This is a genomic window from Streptomyces sp. MNU76 (assembly GCF_020982545.1).
GTDB lineage: Bacteria > Actinomycetota > Actinomycetes > Streptomycetales > Streptomycetaceae > Streptomyces.
In genome coordinates this window covers 25,810-44,881 of sequence record NZ_JAJKLK010000008.1, presented here as the reverse complement: position 1 = coordinate 44,881, position 19,072 = coordinate 25,810, and the positions used below count along the sequence as shown (strand labels likewise).

16 protein-coding genes are annotated in these 19,072 nt (G+C 71.1%); 7 read left to right on the top strand and 9 right to left on the bottom strand.

The window, feature by feature from the left end:
• Nucleotides 1-42: 42 nt before the first annotated feature.
• Both E4N62_RS20425 and E4N62_RS20420 read left to right on the top strand, forming a co-directional pair.
• A complete protein-coding gene (locus E4N62_RS20425) occupies nt 43-897 on the top strand; it encodes an alpha/beta hydrolase (RefSeq protein ID WP_230216425.1) in 855 nt (284 codons plus the stop codon).
• A 488-nt stretch (nt 898-1,385) separates the two neighbouring features.
• Nucleotides 1,386-1,862, top strand: coding sequence for a hypothetical protein (locus tag E4N62_RS20420; protein ID WP_230216423.1), 477 nt, complete (start codon nt 1,386-1,388; stop codon nt 1,860-1,862).
• A gap of 64 nt (nt 1,863-1,926) precedes the next feature.
• On the opposite strand, the gene E4N62_RS20415 is transcribed toward E4N62_RS20420, so the two are convergent.
• A complete protein-coding gene (locus tag E4N62_RS20415) occupies nt 1,927-2,940 on the bottom strand; it encodes a LacI family DNA-binding transcriptional regulator (RefSeq protein WP_230216421.1) in 1,014 nt (337 codons plus the stop codon).
• A gap of 220 nt (nt 2,941-3,160) precedes the next feature.
• On the opposite strand from E4N62_RS20415, the gene E4N62_RS20410 reads away from it, so the two are divergent.
• Entirely contained in the window at nt 3,161-4,126 is a 966-nt protein-coding gene (locus tag E4N62_RS20410) for a glycoside hydrolase family 6 protein (RefSeq protein ID WP_230216419.1), read from the top strand.
• Between the two features lie 168 nt (nt 4,127-4,294).
• Nucleotides 4,295-5,581 carry a glycoside hydrolase family 6 protein gene (locus E4N62_RS20405; RefSeq protein ID WP_230216417.1) on the top strand — a complete coding sequence of 429 codons (1,287 nt, stop codon included), beginning with the start codon at nt 4,295-4,297 and terminating at the stop codon, nt 5,579-5,581.
• A gap of 69 nt (nt 5,582-5,650) precedes the next feature.
• On the opposite strand, the gene E4N62_RS20400 is transcribed toward E4N62_RS20405, so the two are convergent.
• Together E4N62_RS20400 and E4N62_RS49520 are read right to left on the bottom strand one after the other, a co-directional pair.
• Entirely contained in the window at nt 5,651-6,145 is a 495-nt protein-coding gene (locus E4N62_RS20400) for a universal stress protein (protein WP_230216415.1), read from the bottom strand.
• Nucleotides 6,146-6,169: 24 nt separating this feature from the next.
• Entirely contained in the window at nt 6,170-6,568 is a 399-nt protein-coding gene (locus tag E4N62_RS49520) for an NAD(P)-binding protein (protein ID WP_374117032.1), read from the bottom strand.
• Nucleotides 6,569-8,170: 1,602 nt separating this feature from the next.
• Between E4N62_RS49520 and E4N62_RS20390 the strand changes: the two genes are divergently transcribed.
• Genes E4N62_RS20390 through E4N62_RS20380 form a run of 3 tightly spaced genes read left to right on the top strand, consistent with a single transcriptional unit; the run spans nt 8,171 to nt 11,921 of the window.
• Nucleotides 8,171-9,790, top strand: a complete 1,620-nt coding sequence (locus tag E4N62_RS20390) for an amino acid adenylation domain-containing protein (RefSeq protein WP_230216412.1) — start codon at nt 8,171-8,173, stop codon at nt 9,788-9,790.
• Nucleotides 9,790-11,118, top strand: coding sequence for a hypothetical protein (locus tag E4N62_RS20385; protein ID WP_230216410.1), 1,329 nt, complete (start codon nt 9,790-9,792; stop codon nt 11,116-11,118). The genes E4N62_RS20390 and E4N62_RS20385 overlap by 1 nt, the downstream gene beginning before the upstream one ends.
• A 35-nt stretch (nt 11,119-11,153) precedes the next feature.
• On the top strand, nt 11,154-11,921 hold the full coding sequence (locus tag E4N62_RS20380) for an enoyl-CoA hydratase-related protein (RefSeq protein WP_230216408.1): 768 nt from the start codon (nt 11,154-11,156) through the stop codon (nt 11,919-11,921).
• A 344-nt stretch (nt 11,922-12,265) separates the two neighbouring features.
• On the opposite strand, the gene E4N62_RS48080 is transcribed toward E4N62_RS20380, so the two are convergent.
• The 6 genes from E4N62_RS48080 to E4N62_RS48075 are packed head-to-tail and all read right to left on the bottom strand — an operon-like array spanning nt 12,266 to nt 19,071.
• Nucleotides 12,266-12,589, bottom strand: coding sequence for a hypothetical protein (locus tag E4N62_RS48080; RefSeq protein WP_268269661.1), 324 nt, complete (start codon nt 12,587-12,589; stop codon nt 12,266-12,268).
• Entirely contained in the window at nt 12,550-13,743 is a 1,194-nt protein-coding gene (locus E4N62_RS20370; protein ID WP_268269641.1) for an NADH-quinone oxidoreductase subunit C, read from the bottom strand. Before E4N62_RS20370 ends, E4N62_RS48080 begins: the two co-directional genes overlap by 40 nt.
• Nucleotides 13,744-13,746: 3 nt before the next feature.
• Complete coding sequence (locus E4N62_RS20365; RefSeq protein ID WP_230216406.1) at nt 13,747-15,372, bottom strand: proton-conducting transporter membrane subunit; 1,626 nt, start codon at nt 15,370-15,372, stop codon at nt 13,747-13,749.
• Complete coding sequence (locus E4N62_RS20360) at nt 15,372-16,082, bottom strand: hypothetical protein (protein ID WP_230216404.1); 711 nt, start codon at nt 16,080-16,082, stop codon at nt 15,372-15,374. Before E4N62_RS20360 ends, E4N62_RS20365 begins: the two co-directional genes overlap by 1 nt.
• A complete protein-coding gene (locus E4N62_RS20355; protein ID WP_230217033.1) occupies nt 16,082-17,044 on the bottom strand; it encodes a respiratory chain complex I subunit 1 family protein in 963 nt (320 codons plus the stop codon). The genes E4N62_RS20360 and E4N62_RS20355 overlap by 1 nt, the downstream gene beginning before the upstream one ends.
• Entirely contained in the window at nt 17,041-19,071 is a 2,031-nt protein-coding gene (locus tag E4N62_RS48075; protein WP_268269659.1) for a proton-conducting transporter membrane subunit, read from the bottom strand. The genes E4N62_RS20355 and E4N62_RS48075 overlap by 4 nt, the downstream gene beginning before the upstream one ends.
• Nucleotide 19,072 lies beyond the last annotated feature (1 nt).

Sequence of the window (19,072 nt, the reverse complement as noted above, 5' to 3'; positions counted from 1 at the left end):
CGGGCTCTCAGGGCTGCCCGCGTACCCAAGACAAGGAACCCGATGTTCACCTTCGAAAGCGAAGACGGCGTCCAGATCCACGTGCACGAATGGAAGCCGGAGGCGCCCCCGCGAGCCGTCGTCCAGATCGCCCACGGCATGGGAGAGCACGCCGGCCGTTATGCCCCCCTCGCGGCAGCACTGACCGCCCAGGGCTACGCCGTCTATGCCAACGATCACCGCGGACACGGGCTGAGCAGGCATGCCGAGCCCGGTCAGCTCGGGGACGACGGCTGGAACCGACTCGTCGGTGACATGGTCACCCTGTCGGAGACCGTCCGCGAGCAGCACCCCGGCCTGCCCCTGGTGCTGCTCGGACACAGCCTCGGTTCCTTCGCCTCGCAGCAGTACGTCCTGGACCACGCCCACCTGATCGACGCACTCGCCCTCGCCGGCACTACTGCGGTCGACGTCATGCTCGCGGCACAGGCGCAGGAGGCCGCGGCGGGAGAAGACCCGTTGCTCGCGCTCAACAGGGCGTTCGAGCCCGGCCGCACGCCGTTCGACTGGCTCAGCCGGGACGAACCGGCCGTCGACGCCTACCTCGCCGACCCCATGTGCGGCTTCAGCCTCGATGCCCAGGGCATGGCCGACATCACCGTCGCCTCGGCGTCACTCGCCCAGCCCAAGGGCATCCCGGCGGATCTGCCCATCTGCGTCCTGGTCGGGGATCACGACCCGCTGAACGCCGAGCTCTCACGCAGCAACCTGCTCGTCGAACGCTACGGCGAGGCCGGCGTCACCGACGTGACCTACCTCATCTATCCCGCAGCCCGCCACGAGCTGTTCCACGAGACCAACAAGAAGGAGATCGTCAGCGACCTGCTGGCCTGGTTGGACCGCGTCCTCGCCCGCTGACGCCGGCGCTGGAGAAGTGCTGGTCGCGGGCCCTGGTCGGTTGCTGCTTTCCCGGAGAAGCTGCCGTGCCCGTACGGGCGATCGCACCATCCCGAGATCCCGTCACCCCCGCCGAGGGTGAGTTCCACCTCGTGGACGTCCGTTCCGTGCACCACGGCGGTGACCGAGCCCTCCCCCACGTCCAGCGCGCACACCGCATCCGGATACCCCAGCCCCCGCTCCAAGGACCCAGCCCCGGCCAGCACCTTCGGATCGTCCTCGCCGAATTCCACCACTTTCCGTGGCACACCGGCATTCAACCGCGGATCGGCAGCTCTTGGTGACCCGAGCAACCCGGCAGTCCACACGTGTGACCACATGCCACGACTGCGCACCCCATCGAGCAGGGAGGCTTACGGCGCATCAGCGATGACGGGCGGGCCCGAGCGAGGGGATCGTGGACGTCGGCCCTGCGGACGTGGGCGAGCAGTCGCGCATGAGCCCGCGCGATGTCCAGCGGGTTGGCACCCACCGGGCGCTCCCTTGGGCCAACCGGCCGTCGTCGAGAGCAGGTCGGCCGCGAGCGGTCAGGCAACCCGCCGCGGCACCGAGCAGGTCGCCGGGTCGTCTTCGACCCGTCCGCCCACATCGCCCGCGAAGGGGGCACTCTGCTGACCTGCGAACTCCCTTCCCCGGAGCAGCGGAACCACTACGCGGGCAAGGTCGGCCAGGCCGTGCGAGCAGCCGGCTACACCTTCTACGTCGGTCACCGGGCGCTCCGGCGCGTCGAGAGCTACCGGATGAGCACGCGGGTCCTGGCGGTGGCCCGTGCCCGGGCGCGCGGCGTCTACGACCGGTTGCCGGGCCTTCGGATCATTCGGGAGGTCACCCGCGCCGGGCGGGTGCACTGGTCGAGCCGGGACGGCGGGGCGGGCGAGAGCGTGCTGGGTCGGCTGACGGCCGCCACGCGTCTTGGCTCGGCCTGATCACCGGACCGCCCCCACCCGCTGGCCGGCTACGGACCTTCCCGTCCGGCCCGGACCATGGCCGTCACGCGCTGGAGCGCACGACCAGCCGCGCAGGCAGGATCAGCGGCGTGGGGTCCTGGCCGTTGACGAGGGCGACGAGCATGCGTGCCATCTCCCGTCCCAGTGCCTGTACGGGCTGATGGACGGTGGTGAGCGGCGGATCGGCGATCCGGGCGACGGCCAGATCGTCGAAGCCGACGACGGCGACGTCGGCAGGGACGTGCCGGCCTGCCTCCCGCAAGGTGCGCAGGGCGCCCGCCGCCATGTTGTCGTTGGCGGCGAACACGGCTTCCACGTCAGGGTGGTTGGCCAGCAGCACGGCCGTGGCGGCGGCTCCGCCGGGCTCGGTGAAGTCGCCCTCCAACGGAGGGATCGGATCGAGACCTGCGCTCAGCATGGCGTCCCGGTAGCCTCGGTAGCGCGCCCGCCCGACCTCGGTGTCCAGCGGCCCGCAGATCGCGGCCACGCGCCTGCGGCCGCGCGAGAGGAGGTACTCGGTCGCTTCGCGGGCTCCACCGACGTTGTCGACGTCCACGTACCACCGGGGGGCCGATCCGACCGGGCGGCCGCCGAACACGACCGGCATGTGCGCCTCTTCGGCCTTGCGGGCCAGTGGATCGTCCTCGCGCAGCGCCATCAGCATGACCCCGTCCGCGCCTCTGGAGCGGAGGAGCTCCTCGACCCGTTTGCGCCCTCGGTCGGAAGCGGCCAGGCACAGCATCAGATGCAGATCGGCCTCCTCCAAGGCTTCCGCCGCACCCACGATGACCTGGGCGAAGAAGGGATCGGCGAAGATCGACGGGTCCTCTCCGGAGACCACCAGCGCGGCGGCTCCCGTCTGCCGGGTGGCCAGGGCGCGGGCGCTCGGATTGCGTACGTAGCCGAGGTGACGGACGGCGCGTTCGACCGCCTCACGCTTGGCGCGGCTGACGTGCGGAGCGTTGTTGAGGGCCCGGGAGGCCACGGAGCGGGAGACACCGGCGTATTCGGCCACCTCGTCGAGCGTCGGCTGGCGACGCGGCGCATCTTCTGCCATGGGCCGTGAGTCTTCCACAGCCGGGCGGCTGTCGGACGGGTCACTGGTAGCGCTCCCAATTGGGTGACTTCCTTGTCCCTGCATCCCCGTGTGTATTTCTGGTTTCGCGCAGGCTATTGACAGTTAAACCAGCCGACCACACGATTGGGACCGCTTCCAGTGGGAGCGCTCCCAAGCGCCCCTCGTGCCCCCGTCCCTGCCCGGAAGTCGAGGTACTGTCATGCGCCGCAAGGTCCGCGCACTGGTGGCAGCACTCTGTGCCCTGCCGCTGGCGTTCACCCTCGCCCCGTCCGCCCACGCCGCGGACCCGACCACCCTGACCAGCGGGTTCTACGTGGACCCCAACTCCACCCCGAAGCAGTGGGTGGCCGCCAACCCCGGCGACGGCCGCGCCTCCGCGATCAATGCCTCCATCGCCAACACCCCGATGGCCCGCTGGTTCGGCTCCTGGAGCGGCACCATCGGCACCGCCACGGGCGCCTACGTCGGGGCTGCGGACCAGAGCGACAAACTCCCCATCCTTGTCGCCTACAACATCTACCACCGCGATCACTGCGGCGGGCACTCCGGGGGCGGAGCCTCCTCGCCGTCCGCCTACGCCAGCTGGATCGCCCAGTTCGCGGGCGGCATCGCGGGCCGCCCGGCCGTCGTCATCCTCGAACCGGACTCCCTCGGAGACTACGGCTGCATGACCCAGGCGCAGATCAACGAACGCCGGGCCATGCTGACCGGCGCGATCGCGGAGTTCAACCGCCAGGCCCCCAACACCTGGGTCTACATGGACGCGGGCAACCCGGGCTGGGCCGACGCGGCGGCCATGGCCCAGCACCTCCACGAAGCCGGCCTCCGCCAGGCCCGCGGCTTCTCGCTCAACGTCTCCAACTACTTCACCACCTCCGAGAACACCGCCTACGGGAACGCCGTCAACCGCGAGCTCAGCGCGCGCTACGGCTACACCAAGCCGTTCGTCGTGGACACCAGCCGCAACGGCAACGGCTCCAACGGCCAGTGGTGCAACGCCCCGGGCCGCCGCATCGGCCCCGCCAGCCAGACGGGCGGAGGCGCCGAGATGCTGCTGTGGATAAAGACCCCGGGCGAGTCGGACGGCAACTGCGGCACCGGATCGGGCTCCACGGCCGGGCAGTTCCTCCCCGAGACCGCCTACAAGATGATCTACGGCTTCTGATCCCCGAACTCCCGTGGCCCGGCACCACCACGCCCCGCGACCGGGCCACGGGCAACCCTCGCCACACCGTCGAGGGGTTCCACCACGCCCCGCCTCCCACCCGGGCGAACGGCAGTCGACCGGGGCGGCGGGCGCTTGCTCACCCATCTCATCGATCAGGAAGCACTCATGACTCCACCCACCCTACGGCGCCGCACGGCCGCCTGTGTCGCGGCCCTCGCCGCCTGCGCCGCTCTCACCGCGACTCAGGCGCAGGCACAGCCGCAGGCCACCCCCACGCAGGACGCGGTCACCCCGGCCACCAAGTTCTACGTGGACCCGCACAGCAAGGCCGCGAAGCAGGCTGTCGTGGACTTCAAGAACGGCGACTTCGGGAACGCCGCGAACATGGCCAAGATGGCGAGCTGGCCGCAGGCCGAGTGGTTCACCGAGGGCACGCCCGGTCAGGTGCGCGGCAAGGTGAGCAAGCTCGTCCACCGGGCCCGGGCCGTGGGCCGTACGCCCGTCCTGGTCGCCTACAACGTCCCGGGCCGGGACTGCACGCAGTACTCCAGCGGCGGCGCCGCGTCGTCCGCCGCCTACCGGAAGTGGATCGACGCCTTCGCCGCCGGCATCGGCAACAACAAGGCGGTGGTCGTCGTCGAACCCGACGGCACGGCCCTGCTGCCCAACGACTGCGGGCCCGACGTGGACCCGTCCGGCGAACTCACCGCCGAGCGGACCGCCGACCTCGCCTACGCCGTGAAGACCCTGAAGGCCAAGCCCCGCACGGCGGTGTACCTGGACGCGGGGAACGTGCAGTGGCGCCCGGTCGGCGACATGGCACAGCGCCTGCTGGACTCCGGGGTCGAGCACGGCGACGGCTTCGCCCTGAACGTGTCCAACACCCACCCCACCGACCACAACGCCAGGTACGGCACTTGGATAGCGAAGTGCATGTGGTACGCCACCGAGGGGCCCGAGGACGCTCGCGGCCACGCCGAGCGGTGCGCCGGCCAGCACTACTCCCACGCCGCCCCCAACGACGGCACTCCCGGCAACTCCGTCTCCGCCGACGACCCCGCCACCTGGCGGTGGACCGACCTCTGGTTCGACCAGAACGTAGGCTCTCCGTCCTCCGACCGGCTGCACCACTTCGTGATCGACACCAGCCGCAACGGCCTGGGCGCCTGGACCCCCGAGCCGGGCAAGTACACAGGCGACCCGGAGCCCTGGTGCAACGCTCCCGGCCGCGGCCTCGGCCCGCGCCCCACGGCCGACACCGGCGTCCCGCTCGTCGACGCCTACCTGTGGATCAAGATCCCCGGTGAGTCCGACGGCAGCTGCACGCGCAACACCGGTGGCACGATCGATCCGGAGTACGGCATCGTCGACCCGCCCGCCGGTACCTGGTGGCCCGACCAGGCCCACACGCTGGCCCGTAACGCGGCGCCCAGCCTGACGTTCAACCGCTGACCCTTCCGGGCCACACCAACTCCACCCGCCGACCGCGGAATTCGGTCACCGCTCGTCCCGCCGGTGTGCTCACACCGGCGGGGCGGGCGGAGGCGGCAGGGTCGACAGGTCCGGCGACGACTCGGGCCGGACCAGGAGCACGGGGCAGGGGGCGTGGTCGACGACGAAACGGCTGACGGACCCGCGGCCGTGCGGCCCGAGGTGGGTGCGGTCGCCGTCGCGGGCCAGGACGAGCAGATCGCACCCCTCGGCCGCAGCGACGACCTCGCGCTCGACACGCCCGGTGCGCTCGATACGCGTCACAGGGGGCGCTCCAGTCGGTCGGCAGCGGCGCCGAGCAGCTCGCGCGCGGAGGCGGCGGCAAGCCGCTCCACACGTGTGCCCGGGTCGCGTTCGGGGTGCCCGCGCCCCAGCAGTCCGGCGAAGGCGCCGTGCGCGGCGCCGGAGATGTCGGCCGGCCGGCGTGACGTGCAGCAGGACGATGCCGGCGTCCGGGGCGTGGGCGCGGGCGGCGTCCACGCACGCGAGCCAGGTGCCCTCGACGATCCAGACGACCACGTCCATGACATCGGCCTCCTCCGATGACGGTCAGCGAGACCCGCAGTGCCGATGTTCACCCCGAGCAGCACGGCGAGCACGGCCCCGGGCCCCGACGTGGCGATCAGCGGCAGCAACACCGGCACGGCGGAGAGGTTGTTGAGACGCCGGCGAGGACGGCGGCCAGTGTGGCGAGCGCGAGCAGTTCCAGCAGACCGGTGCCGTTGGCGTCCTCGCCGCGCCGGCGAAGTGCAAACGGTTGGGCAGGTCCGCGAACTCGAAGATGCGGAGCGCGGACTGGTTGGCCAGCCCGTCGTAGCAGCCTCCTGATGACCAAACTCCGCCGACCTGACGGTACTTGTCGAAGACCGTGACGTCGAAGCCGTTCTCCAGCAGTACCTTGGCGGTGACGATTCCCCCGGGGCCGGCCCCGACAACACACGCTCTCATCAACTGCCACTCCCCTTGGGCGATCGACGCAGCCAGCTCACTCATCATCCCCGTCGCGGACCCCTGTGCCCAGCGCATGACCAGGTGGACCACGACCCCTTCACTCGGGTCTCGGGGTGCCGCGCCGGCTTCTGCAAGGCGAGGCGGGGCGGGGCGGAAGTCGAAGATCCTCCGGTCCGGAGCCGCACGACCTACCGAAGAACCGATTGCCCGCCGTCTCGCCGTAATCATCCTGGCCCGATGGATCTCACAGAAGCGGCACAGGCGTGGCGTGAAGACGGTTTCGTGATCCTCCCTGGCTCCATTCCTCCGGACGAGTCGAAGCCCGCGGCCGGCGAGCTGAACCTGCTCTTCCCGTCCGCCAAGGGCTTCCATGACGAGACCGATCCGCGGTGCGGGCGGTCGTCGAGCAGACCGACGCACTCGGCCATCCCGGAATGCTCCGCGTCCGCCTCAAGAACCGACAGCACCGGAACCCACAGTCTGGTCCTCCGGCTCGAAATGCGCCCGTGGATCAACCCGAACACCCGCCGATTCCCCGTTAGCGCCGACATCGGCGGCATGTCCAGCACAAGGATGTGCGGGAGCCCACGGCCGCATCTCCCCGACAGGCCGCCACATGCCTCCTGAAGCCATGGGCCCATCGCCGCTCTCCCTTCTTCGACCCGAAGTCCTCCATCAGGCAGGCACGTCCGCTCCGTACGCTCACGACGTTCCTCCTCCGTGAGCGTCGACTCCGTGAACTCCGAGGATGCAACGGCCGCCAGGCTCGCGACCACACAGTCCGGGCCCTTGCACTGAGCGCGATGATCGCCCGACATGCCGCGATCACGCTCTTTGCGTTCTCGGTCGGAGTGCAACGACCGGGCCGTCGCTGCCTCGGACCGTTCCGCAGTGCCGTACAAGACGGGCAGGCACAACGACGGAGTTGTGGTCAGGGACAAGGCGCCATCGGATGGCGGCTGGACGGGCTCGCTCAACGAGAACCGAGCACGCCGTCCAGACCAGTCTTCTCCGCCTCGATGAACGCGTACACCTCGCTCATCGATCGTTCTCCTTCGCGAAGAAGACCGCCGATTTTCGCAGCACCTGGTTCGTCTCCGCATGCTCGGCGGCCGGCCTCCGCAGCCGGCGCAGCTCTTCACGTTCGGCTTCGGCAGCTCCCGGTGCGCCTGCCTACGGTCCGTCACTCAGCGAGCCCGAGAGCCCTCTTGCGGTCGGCGACGGCGAGAAGCAGTCGGGGCAGATCGGCGTCCCACCCACCTCCCCCGCGACGCGGGCAATCCGCTCACCAACCAGCGACGACGAACATCAGGAATCGAGTGGGCAACATCCCACTCGATCAAGACGTCGCGTTACACACGCGATACGCGAGGTTCCTGTCGACTGCCCGTACGGAAGCTGTCGATGTGCTGTCAGTCCAGTCATGTGACTTGTTTTCCCAGTGACGCAGCCCACATTGAACGTTGAAGCTATTGGAGCCGCCACCGCACTCCGGTGTTGCGGCCCTGCACCTCCGCACGATGCTCGACATACCGACGCACGTCAGCGTTCAGTCGCCCGAGGCATCTTCTCCCCACACAGCCAGGAGGTCTGTGAAGCATGCCCCTGAGCCATCTGTCCCTCCGAGACAGGGCCCTGTTCTGGCAGTTCGGCCAAGGTCCTGAAGTCCGCGTCCCCGACCCCCTCGTCCACCACGCCGTCGAACGGCGGGCCACCGCCGCGCCGCACGCAGTCGCCGCCGAGCACCAGGGCACGACGATCACGTACGGCGAGCTGAACCGTCGTGCCGACCGGCTCGCGGCCAGACTCGTACGGGAGGGCGTACGGCCCGGCGATCACGTCGGCCTCTTCGTACGCCGCTCCATCCCGATGCTCGTCGGACTGCTCGGCACGCTGAAGGCCGGCGCCGCGTACGTCCCGCAGGACATCGGCCTCACGCCCACCGACCAACTGCGGCACGTCATCCGCACCGCCGGAACCCGGGTCGTCCTCACTCAGTCGGAGCACATGCTGCGGGTGCCTCCGGCTGACGCCGGACACCGCCTGATCACGCTCGACGACGACGATCTCGCCAGCCTCCCCGCGGAAGGGCCGGTCCGTCTCGAGCGGCCCGTGCGCCCCGATGACGGGTGCTACGTCCTGTTCACCTCCGGCACGACCGGCAAGCCCAACGGGGTGAAGGTCACCCACCGCAACGTCGCGAACATCCTCCTCACCGAACCCGGTGACCTGGGCATTCGCCCCGGCGACCGGGTCGCCCAGCTCCTCAACATCGCCTTCGACATGGCCGCCTGGGAGATCCTCGGCTGTCTGGCCCACGGCGGCACGCTCGTAGTCCGCGGCAAGGACGTCGCGGCGGCGGCCCGTACGGCGGACGTGCTGATCGCGACGCCGACGGTGCTGTCCGGGATCGACCCGGCGGACTGCCCCCGTGTGCGGACGGTGGCGGTCGCGGGCGAGCCGTGCCCGCGCCCGCTCGCGGACACCTGGGCCCGGCGGTCCGCCTTCCACAACTCCTGCGGGCCCACGGAGACGACGATCGTCAACACGATGCGCCACCACCACGTGGACGACACACTGCTCACGATCGGCCGCCCCACCCCCAACAACACGGTGTACGTCCTCGATGAGCACCGGCGTGCGCTGCCCATCGGGGAGGTCGGCGAGATGTGGGCCGGGGGCGACTGCGTATCGGCGGGCTACTTGAACAACGAGGCGCTGAACGCCGAGCGGTACGCCCCCGACCCCTTCCTCGGCGGCGGGCACCGCATGTTCCGTACCCGCGACCTCGGCCGCTGGACGCCGGACGGCGAACTCGAGCATCTGGGCCGTACCGACGACCAGGTCAAGGTCCGCGGCTTCCGCGTGGAACTCGACTCCGTCTCCTCGGTGCTGGAGTCGGTGGCGGGCTGCTCCCGCGCCATCACGCTCAAGCGGGACGCCCGCAGCCTGATCTCCTTCGTCTGCCCGGCCGACGTCGACCCGGACGCGGCCCGGCGCGCGGTGGCCGACGTACTGCCGTACTACTGCGTGCCGGCCACGGTCCTCCCGGTGGCCGCTCTGCCGGAGACGGACCGGGGCAAGGTCGACCGGGCGGCACTGCTTCGGCTGGCGGCGGAGCGGGAGGAGGCCGCGCGGCACTCCGCGCCGGCGGTGACGGTTCATGGCGAGGGAGCACCCCTGCTGCCGGTGTCGGCGGTGCGAGAGGGGGCAGCCTGATGACGTCGTCCGTTGAGACCTCGTCCGCTGAGGCCTCAACCGTGGAGGTGGGAGGCGCCACGCGCGCAGCGCCTCCCACCCCTCCCGCGGCTCTCGCCGAACTCCCTCCGCTCACGTCCGCGCCCCGTCGCCTCCTCAAGCACCCCCGCCTGATGCACTACAACCGCCTGGCGGCCTTGGTGATACTGGCCAACATCGGCTTGCTGGTGGCGAGTTGGACGCCGAACGCCGAAGCCATCGGCTACGCGTCCCTCGTGAACCTCGCGCTCGCCGTGGTAGTACGGCAGCAGTACGTCATCAACCTCTTCTTCCGGCTCGCGACTTGGGCTCCGAACAGCTGGCCGCTGAAGGCGCGGTGGACGCTCGGGAAGGTGTACCACTTCGGCGGACTGCACGTGGGCGGGGCACTGGCCGGAGCCGTGTGGTTCCTCGCGGGGGCGGTCGTGGTGACCGTCGATGGCGCCCCCCTGCCACTCATCACGGTGAGTTGGGTCCTCGTCGTCCTGCTCGTCGTCATCGTCGTCACCGCGCTGCCGCCCTTCCGCTCCCGCTTCCACGACCACTTCGAGAAGATCCACCGCTTCGGCGGCTGGAGCGCCCTCGCACTGTTCTGGACGCACACGCTGCTGGGCGCGCAGGGGCCGGTCGCCCTCGGGGTGCTGGCCGTGGTCACCTTCAGCGTCGCCCTGCCCTGGCTGCGGCTGCGCAAGGTGGACGTACGGATCGAACGGCCCTCCACGCACGTCGCGTTGGCCCGATTCGACCACGGCGTGACCCCCTTCGCGGGGTCCTCCACCGCCATCAGCCGCAGCCCGCTCACCGAGTGGCACTCCTTCGCCAACGTGCCCTCACCCGGCGAACCCGGCTTCCGGCTGACCATCTCCCGTGCGGGCGACTGGACGGGCTCGTTCATCGACGACGCGCCCCCGAAGGTCTGGGTCAAGGGCATCACCACGGCAGGGGTCGCCAATATCGAGACCCTGTTCAGCAAGGTGATCTACGTCGCCACCGGCAGCGGTATCGGTCCCTGCCTGCCGCATCTGCTGGCCGCCGAGGTGCCTTCACGGCTCGTGTGGGCGACGCGTGATCCCCGCAGGACCTACGGCGACGGCCTGGTCGACGAGATCCTCGCCGTCCAGCCGAACGCTCTGGTCTGGGACACCTCGCAGCACGGCAAACCGGACATGGTGCGGCTCGCGTACACCGCGTACCGCGACTTCGGTGCCGAAGCTGTCATCTGCATCTCCAACAAGAAGCTGACCTGGCAGGTCGTTCACGGTCTCGAGCAGCGCGGCATTCCCGCGTACGGCGCGATCTGGGATTCGTAACAGACCGTCAGGAGAGAAGGAGAGAGGGAGAGTCGATGAATACCCTCAAGATCGAACGTCATGACCGCGTCGTCACGGTACGACTCCACCGGCCGCACGTCCTGAACGCTCTCAGCAGCGAGCTGCTGGCCGAACTCCTCGACGCACTGCGTCCGTTGGACCGCGACCCGGATGTCGGCTGCTTCGTCGTCACCGGTTCGGAGAAGGTATTCGCGGCCGGTGCCGACATCAAGGAGATGGCCGGGAAGTCTGCCGTGGACATGGCCGCGGAGGACTACTTCGCGGGCTGGGAGGAGTTCGCCGGATTCCGGACGCCGAAGATCGCGGCGGTCAACGGCTATGCGCTGGGCGGCGGTTGCGAACTCGCGATGATGTGTGACCTGATCATCGCGGGCGAGTCGGCGGTCTTCGGCCAGCCGGAGATCAAGCTCGGCGTGATCCCCGGCATCGGCGGCACCCAGCGGCTCACCCGCCTGGTCGGCCGTGCCAAGGCCATGGACCTGATCCTCACAGGCCGCACGATGAACGCCCGCGAGGCGGAGGCCTCGGGCCTGGTGTCGCGGGTGGTCCCAGACGACCGCGTCCTCGCCGAGAGCACGGAAGCCGCCGCGACAGTTGCCTCCTACGGCAGCCACGCCGTCACGGCCGCCCGCGAGTCGGTCGACCGGGCCCTGGAGACCGGTCTGCGCGACGGGCTTCTTTTCGAACGGCGCGTGTTCCATGCGCTGTTCGCGACGGAGGACCAGAGGGAGGGGATGAGCGCGTTCATGGAGAAGAGGGCGCCTGTTTTCAAGGGGCACTGACGGGGTGAGTTGACCCGGTGAGCGGGGCGGCGGACCGGGTCTCGGTCCGCCGCCCCTCGTCATGTGCGGGTTGTGAGTCCAGGTCCCGTAAGAGGAAGGCCGGGGTCGGATCAGGGCGGTGCCCGGATGTCCGAGGCGCCTTCGGACCGAGATCGTCGAGACATGATGAAATCGAGGACGAGCACGACAGGAGCGGCAGGAACGGTTCCCCTGGGGTACATCGCGGCCGCATGGAGCCGCCACATCCTTCAGTCCCGGCTGACCGGTCTGGCTGCTTCACTGCGGGATGGTCATCGTCGGCCTGGGACGCACTGCCTGCCTAGGGCGTGGCCGAGTCGACCGGTTCACAGGTCATTGCCGGCGTAGGAGAGGTTGAAGCTTTTGTTGGTCAGCGGGAAGTCCGGGACGATCGTGTCGTTCAGGGCGACCGGCAGTGCGGGCCAGTTGAAGAAGGACGGGTCGACCGGCTTGACCCGCTTCAGGGTGCCGTCGGCGGCGAGTTCGGCGCGGGTGGCGATGGTGCCGCGCCAGCCCTCGACAAGGCCCACGCCGCTGCGCGGTCCCTGCCCGGGGACGGCCGTGGGCCCGAGGACCGCGCCGGTGGCGACACAGTCGGACAGTTCCCGGATCAGTGCGAGGGAGGCGTCGATCTCCTCGGCGCGGACCAGGAAGCGGGCCAGGACGTCACCGGTGGTGTGGACGGGGACGTGGGTCGGCCGGCCGTGCGGGGCGAGGGGTGGGCGATGCGGGCGTCCAGGTTCAGGCCGCTGGCGCGGGCGATGTAGCCGAGACAGCCGAGGTCACGGGCGGCCTCGGAGGGGAGAACCGCGGTGCCGGTGAAGCGGTCGTGGACGGTGGAGTGGCCCAGCGCCAGCCGTACGATCTCGCGGATGTCGGCGCCGACGGCGTCCATCTGGTGACGGCTGGGCAGGTGGTGCAGGGCGCTGCCACCGAGAACGACGCCGCCGCGCAGCAGACGGTGCCCGGTCACCGTGTGGTTGAGGCGCAGGAGTTGTTCGCGCACGCGCTGGGCGTGAGCGTTGAGGATGCCGTATCCGACGTCGTTGCAGAGCATGCCGAGGTCGGCGACGTGGTTGTGGAGGCGCTCCAGTTCGAGCAGCAGGGCGCGGGCGCACTGGGCCTGTTCGGGGACGGATGTGCCGGTGGCCTCCTCCACGGCCAGGCAGTACGCGAGGGCGTGGCCGACGGCGGTGTCGCCGCTGATGCGCTCTGCCAGCGGCAGCCCGGCGGCCACCGAACGGCCCTGGAAGAGCTTCTCGATGCCCTTGTGGACGAACCAGAGGCGTGCCTTGAGTTTGAGGATGGTCTCGCCGACGACGGAGAAGCGGAAGTGGCCGGGTTCGATGATCCCGGCGTGCACGGGGCCCACGGGGATCTCGTAGACGCCGTCACCCGTGACCTCCAGGAAGGGGTAGGGGCCTTCCTGCTCGCCGAAGGCGGGTGCCTCCCCGGCATCGGGGTGCATCGGGTACCAGCCGCGCGGCCAGTGGAAGTGGCGGACCAGGCGGCGGGGCAGCGGGTGGTCGAGGGGCACGATGCCGTGCAGGTCGTGCATCTCGCGCTCGAACCGGCCGGCGGGGAAAGAGAGATGGGCCAGGCTGGGCACCTCGGGCCGGGCGGGGTCAAGGCGCATGTGCAGTTCGATGCGGGTGTCGGGCGGCCCGGAGACGAAGAGATACACGACCCGGACGGCGTCTGCGTCGTGGTGGGCGGCGACCAGGGCCAGGCGTCTCCCCTCGCGCAGCAGCGCCTCGGCCCGCTTGGGCAGTTCGACGGCGGGGACGTCGTGCACGGTGCGCATCGGTCAGGGCCTTTCCAGGACGGCGGCGGCCTGAGTGAGCAGGTCGCCCAGCGGGCCGGCGGCGGTACCGAGGGCGGCGCAGGCCACCAGACCCAGGGTGAGCGGCCACAGAGCGGAGGGGATTTCCCCGGTCGGCTCCCCGGGCCCGAGCAGCATGCGTGCGGTGCGGGTGGCCAGTGCCGCGAAGGTGATCAGGACCAGAGCCAAGGCGGTGGCCGTGGCCCAGCCAAGGCCCGCGCCGGCCGCGAATCCGGCGCGGGCGATGCCGAGTTCGGAGGCGAAGAGGCTGAACGGCGGGAAGCCCAGCAGTGCCACCACCGCGAGCCCGAACAGCGCGCCCAGCCAGGGTGATTGGGTGAGCAGTCCGCGCACCCGCCCGATCCGTGAGGTGCCGCGCAACTGCAGGATCTGCCCGGAGCCGCAGAACGCGGTGGCCTTGGCCAGCCCGTGCCCGGCGATGTGCAGCAGGGCGGCGGCCAGGGCCAGCGGGCTGCCGATCGCCGTGGCCAGGGCGACCAGGCTCATGTGTTCCATGCTGGAGTAGGCCAGCATCCGCTTGTAGTCCCGCTGGGCCAGCAGCAGGCCGGCCGCGAGGGCGAGGGTGAGCAGCGCGATGCCGGCGAGCAGGACGCGGGTGAAGTCCGGGCCGAGGGCGGCGTCGGCGATGACGCGGTAGCGCAGGATCGCGGCGAAGGCGACCGACAGCAGCACCCCGGACATCAGCGCCGAGACCGGGGCGGGGGCCTGGCTGTGGGCGTCGGGCAGCCAGGCGTGCAGCGGCACCAGGCCCGCCTTGGCGCCGTAGCCGAGGACGACGAGGGTGATGCCGAGCCGGGTGACCGCCGGGTCGAGGCGGTCGGCGCGGGCGAGCAGCGTGGGCCAGTCCAGGGCCCACGCCTCGGCGATGCCGGCCTGGCGGGCGGCGTAGTAGAGGAGCACGGTGCCGAGGAAGGCGAGCGCGATGCCGGCCGAGCAGATCACCACGTACTTCCACGCGGCCTCGACGGAGGTACGGGTGCGGCGGTGGCCCACCAGGAACGCCGTGACGACGGTGGTCGCCTCGATCGCCACCCACAGCACGCCCAGGTTCGCGCTCACCACGGCCAGGCACATCGCGCCGAGGAACGCCTGGACCAGCATGTGGTAGCGCCACACGGTCCATGCCGTCGCACTGCCGGCGGCCCGTTCCCCCGCCAGATGGGCGGGCGCCGAGGCGCAGGCGACGAGGGCGACGGCGCCGACGACCAGCAGCATCCAGGCCGTCAGGGCGTCGGCACGCAGCAGCCCGGAGTACGCGGACACGGACCCGCCGCCGACGCGGTCCGCGGCCAGCAGCGCCGCGCAGGTGAGAATCACCGCCGGGGAGGCGAGTGCGGCCCAGTCGGCGGTGTGGCGTCTCGGTGCCGGGGACTCGACAAGCGGCTCCCCGGCATCTGCTGCTTTCCCCGTGGGCGACGGGCCCGTAGCCACCCCCACAGCGACAGCCTTCTTGGCAAGCCGCGGTTTCTCCACGAGCTGTGGCTGAGGCACGTCATGCCTGACGAACGCGGTCAGTGCGTACGCGGCGGACGTCACCAGCGGTACGGCGGCGGGCGCGGTGAGCAGGAGCACGGTCGTGGCAGGGGTCATCAGTCGTGCAGCTCCCGCAGGTCGTCGATGTCGGTGGTGCCGAACGCCTCCCGCACCCGCAGGGTGAGCACCTGCAGGACCAGGACGGCGAGCAGCACGTCGAAGGAGACGCCGAGTTCGACGATCAGCGGCACCCCCGAGGCGGCCTGGAACGCGGTCGCGGTGATGCCGTTGTCCAGCAGCAGGAACCCGACCACCTGGGCCAGCGCGCGGCGCCGGGTGACCAGGACGAAGAAGCCGATCAGCACGACGGCCAGGCCGACCGGAAGGGCGCGGGTGGCCGGGGTCGGATCGAGCTCGACGAGGGGGCTGGCGACGGCGTAGGCGAGCAGGGTCAGCGCGGCGGCGGTGAGCAAGGACGCGGCGACGTTGACCAGCGGCTGGGTCTCGCGCGCCTCCTCGCTCCCGCCGTGCCTGCCGAGCCCGCCATCCCCGCCGTCCTGCTCCGCGACGAACGCTCTCAGGGCACGGCGGATCAGGTACGGCAGCAGGCCCGCCCGCAGGGCGCCGATCCCCACGGCCACCGCGATCAGGCCCCATCGGTCCTCGTGCAGCCCGAGCACCAGGGCGATGACCGCGAGCGCGACCCCTTGGAGGGCGAAGATCCGGACGATCGCGGCGAGTTCGCGCCGCCACAGCACCACCACCGCGGCCAGCAGAAACGCCCCGCAGGCCAGATCCAGCAACTGGGTGAACAGACCCTCGCTCATCACTGTCCCCCCTCTCCGCCCAGGAAGTACGAAACGGTCACCGCCAGCAGCGCCAGCAGGAAGGAGCCGGCCAGGAGTTCGGGTACGCGGAAGAGCCGCACCTTGGCCCAGAACACCTCCGCCGCCGCCAGCGCCATGCCCAGGACCATCACCTTGAGCACCACCAGCAGCAGGGCCAGCAGCACGGCCGTGAGGGAGGCGCCGGTGGCGATCCCCCACGGCGCGAACAACGAGGCCAACAGCCCCAGCAGCACGGTCAGCCGCAGCTGGGCACCGAACTCGACCAGCGCCAGGTCCGGGCCCGCGTACTCCAGCACCATGGCCTCGTGGACCATGGTCAGCTCCAGGTGGGTGGCGGGGTTGTCCACCGGCAGCCGGCCGCTCTCGGCCAGCACCGCCACGGCGAGCGCGGCAATCGCCAGCAGCCCGGCCGGGGAAGCCAGCCGGGCCGGCTGGCCCGCGGCCCCGGCGACGATGACCGGCAGGTTGGTCGACCCGGCCGGAATCGACAGCGCGAACACCGCCATCAAGATGGTCGGCTCCACCAGCGCGGCGATGGTCATCTCCCGGGAGGCGCCCATACCGCCGAACGCGGTGCCGGTGTCCAGCCCCCCGAGCGCCAGCGCCAGCGTGCCCAGCGCCAGCAGCGCCACCACCACGATCAGATCCGCCCGTGCACGCACCGGCGTGTTGGTGGAGATCAGCGGCACCAGGACGGCCAGCACCAGTGAGGTGGCGACCAGGAGCAGCGGCGCCCAGCGGAAAGCGGGTCCGGTGCCGACGGGGGTGATCGGTTCCTTGCGCAGCAGCTTGCGCACGTCCCGCCACGGCTGCAGCACCCCGGCCCCGACCCGCCCCTCCAGGCGCGCCCTCGTCTGCCGCATCAATCCGGTCAGCAGGGGCGCACCGGCCACCACCGCGCCCACCTGCAGGGCGATCGCCGTGTATCCGACCGTGTTCACCAGCCCACCACCAACACCAGAAGCAGGGCGACCAGCCCGAAGAAGCCGTAGCCGAGGTAGGCGTGCACACTGCCGCCCGCCAGCCGCCGCGCCCACTGCCCGGCCGCGGCCAGCAGGCCGAGGACCGGCCGGTACAGGCGGTGCTCGATGCGGTCGGGCACCCGGTTGCGGAACTTCACCCGCTCCACCAGGTACGCCGACTCGCGCACCGGAGTGACGTCCACGTCCTGCTCGGGGGCGAGCACATCGTCGAAGACCCGCTGCAGCGGCTCGGCGAACGAGGTGGCCGTATAAGCCATGCGTGGGGTCGGCGCCCCGCCCCCGCAGTCCCACAACCGGTCCTGCGTGCGCCGCTGCCGGCGCCGCGCCGCCCACCCCACCGTCGCCATGACCGCGCCCAGCGCGACCACCAGCGCCGCCACCACCCACAGCGGGGAAAGCGTGGCGGACACCTCCTCCAGCCGCACCCGCAGCCCGCCACCGGACACCGGCCGCGTCCCCGCGAACCCGACCGCCGCGACCGCGCGGTGCAGGCCCTCGCCCAGCAGGCCCGGCACCAGGGCCAGCACCGCGCACAGGGCCGCGAGCAGCCCCATCCCGGCCAGCATCAGCACGGGCGATTCCTTGGCCGCGGCGGCTCCTTCGCCGCGCGGCCGGGCGAAAAAGCCCACGCCAAGCGCCTTGACGAACACCGACGCCGCAAGGCCCGCCGACAAGGCGATCACCGCCACCGCCAGCGGCAGCACGATCGCCGTGGTCACCCCGGGCACGGCCAGCCCGTGGATCATCGACTGCAGCAGCAGCCACTCACTGATGAAGCCGTTGCCGGGTGGCAGCGCCACCGCGCCCAGCGCGCCGACCGCCAGCAGCCCGGCCGTCACGGGCATCTTGGCGCGCAGCCCGCCCAGGAGATCCAGGTTCCGCTCTCCGGTGGCCCGCAGCACCGACCCCGCGCCCGTGAACAGCAGGGCCTTGAACGCGGCGTGGTTGACGACATGCAGCAGCGCCGCCGCCAGCGCCAGCCCGGCCAGCGCCCTGTTCCCGGCGTGGGCGTACAGGCCGGCCGCGCCGACGCCGAGCACGACCAGCCCCATGTTCTCGCAGGTGGAGTAGGCCAGCAGCCGTTTGAGGTCGGAGGCCATGGCGGCCTGCAGGATTCCGTACACCGCCGAGAGGCCGCCCATGGCCATCACCAGCAGCCACCACCAGGCCGGTCCCCCGCCCAGCAGATCGAACCCGACGCGGACGAGGCCGTAGACCCCGAGGTTGACCATGGCCGCGCTCATCAACGCCGACACCGCGCTGGGCGCCTCGGGATGCGCCCGCGGCAGCCAGGCGTGCAGCGGCACCAGACCCGCCTTCGACGTGAATGCCACGGCGGTGAGCACGAACACCAGACCACGGACGGTCGGCGACATGCCGCCGGTCCCCAGGCGCAGGGCGGCGAAGGTCTCGCCGCCCGCCTGGGCGACGTACATCATGAAGCCCACCAGGAGCAGGACGAGCCCCAGGTGGGTCATGACCGCGTACCAGAGGGCCGCCTCCCGCACGGCGGGCCGGGCCCGGTGCTCGGCCAGGACAAGCAGCAGCGAGGTGAGCGCCATCAGCTCCCACAGCAGCAGGAACGTCGACACCGAGGCCGCCGCCGGCACCAGGACCAGGACCAGTGCGAACAGCGGCAGCAGTGCCTGCGCGCCGCGTGAGCCGAGGCCGTGCGCGCCGTGCCCGGCCACATAGCCGACGCCGTAGACCGCCACCGCCGCCACCACGGCTCCGGCCACCGCCATGAACAGCCCGGACAGGGCGTCCACCGCGAAGTGCGCACCGGCCAGCGGCAGCAGCCCGGGTACCTGGTCCGACCAGCGGCTCCCGCCCAGTGCAGCCACACCCGACGCACCACCGGCCACCCCCACGCCCGCCGTCAGCACCCCCACCACTGCGCCGCGCACCCGCTGTGGCAGGACCGGCCCGGCCGCAGCGCCCGCCCCGCCCAGTGCGGTGGCCGTCGCGAGGGCGGCCGGGATCATG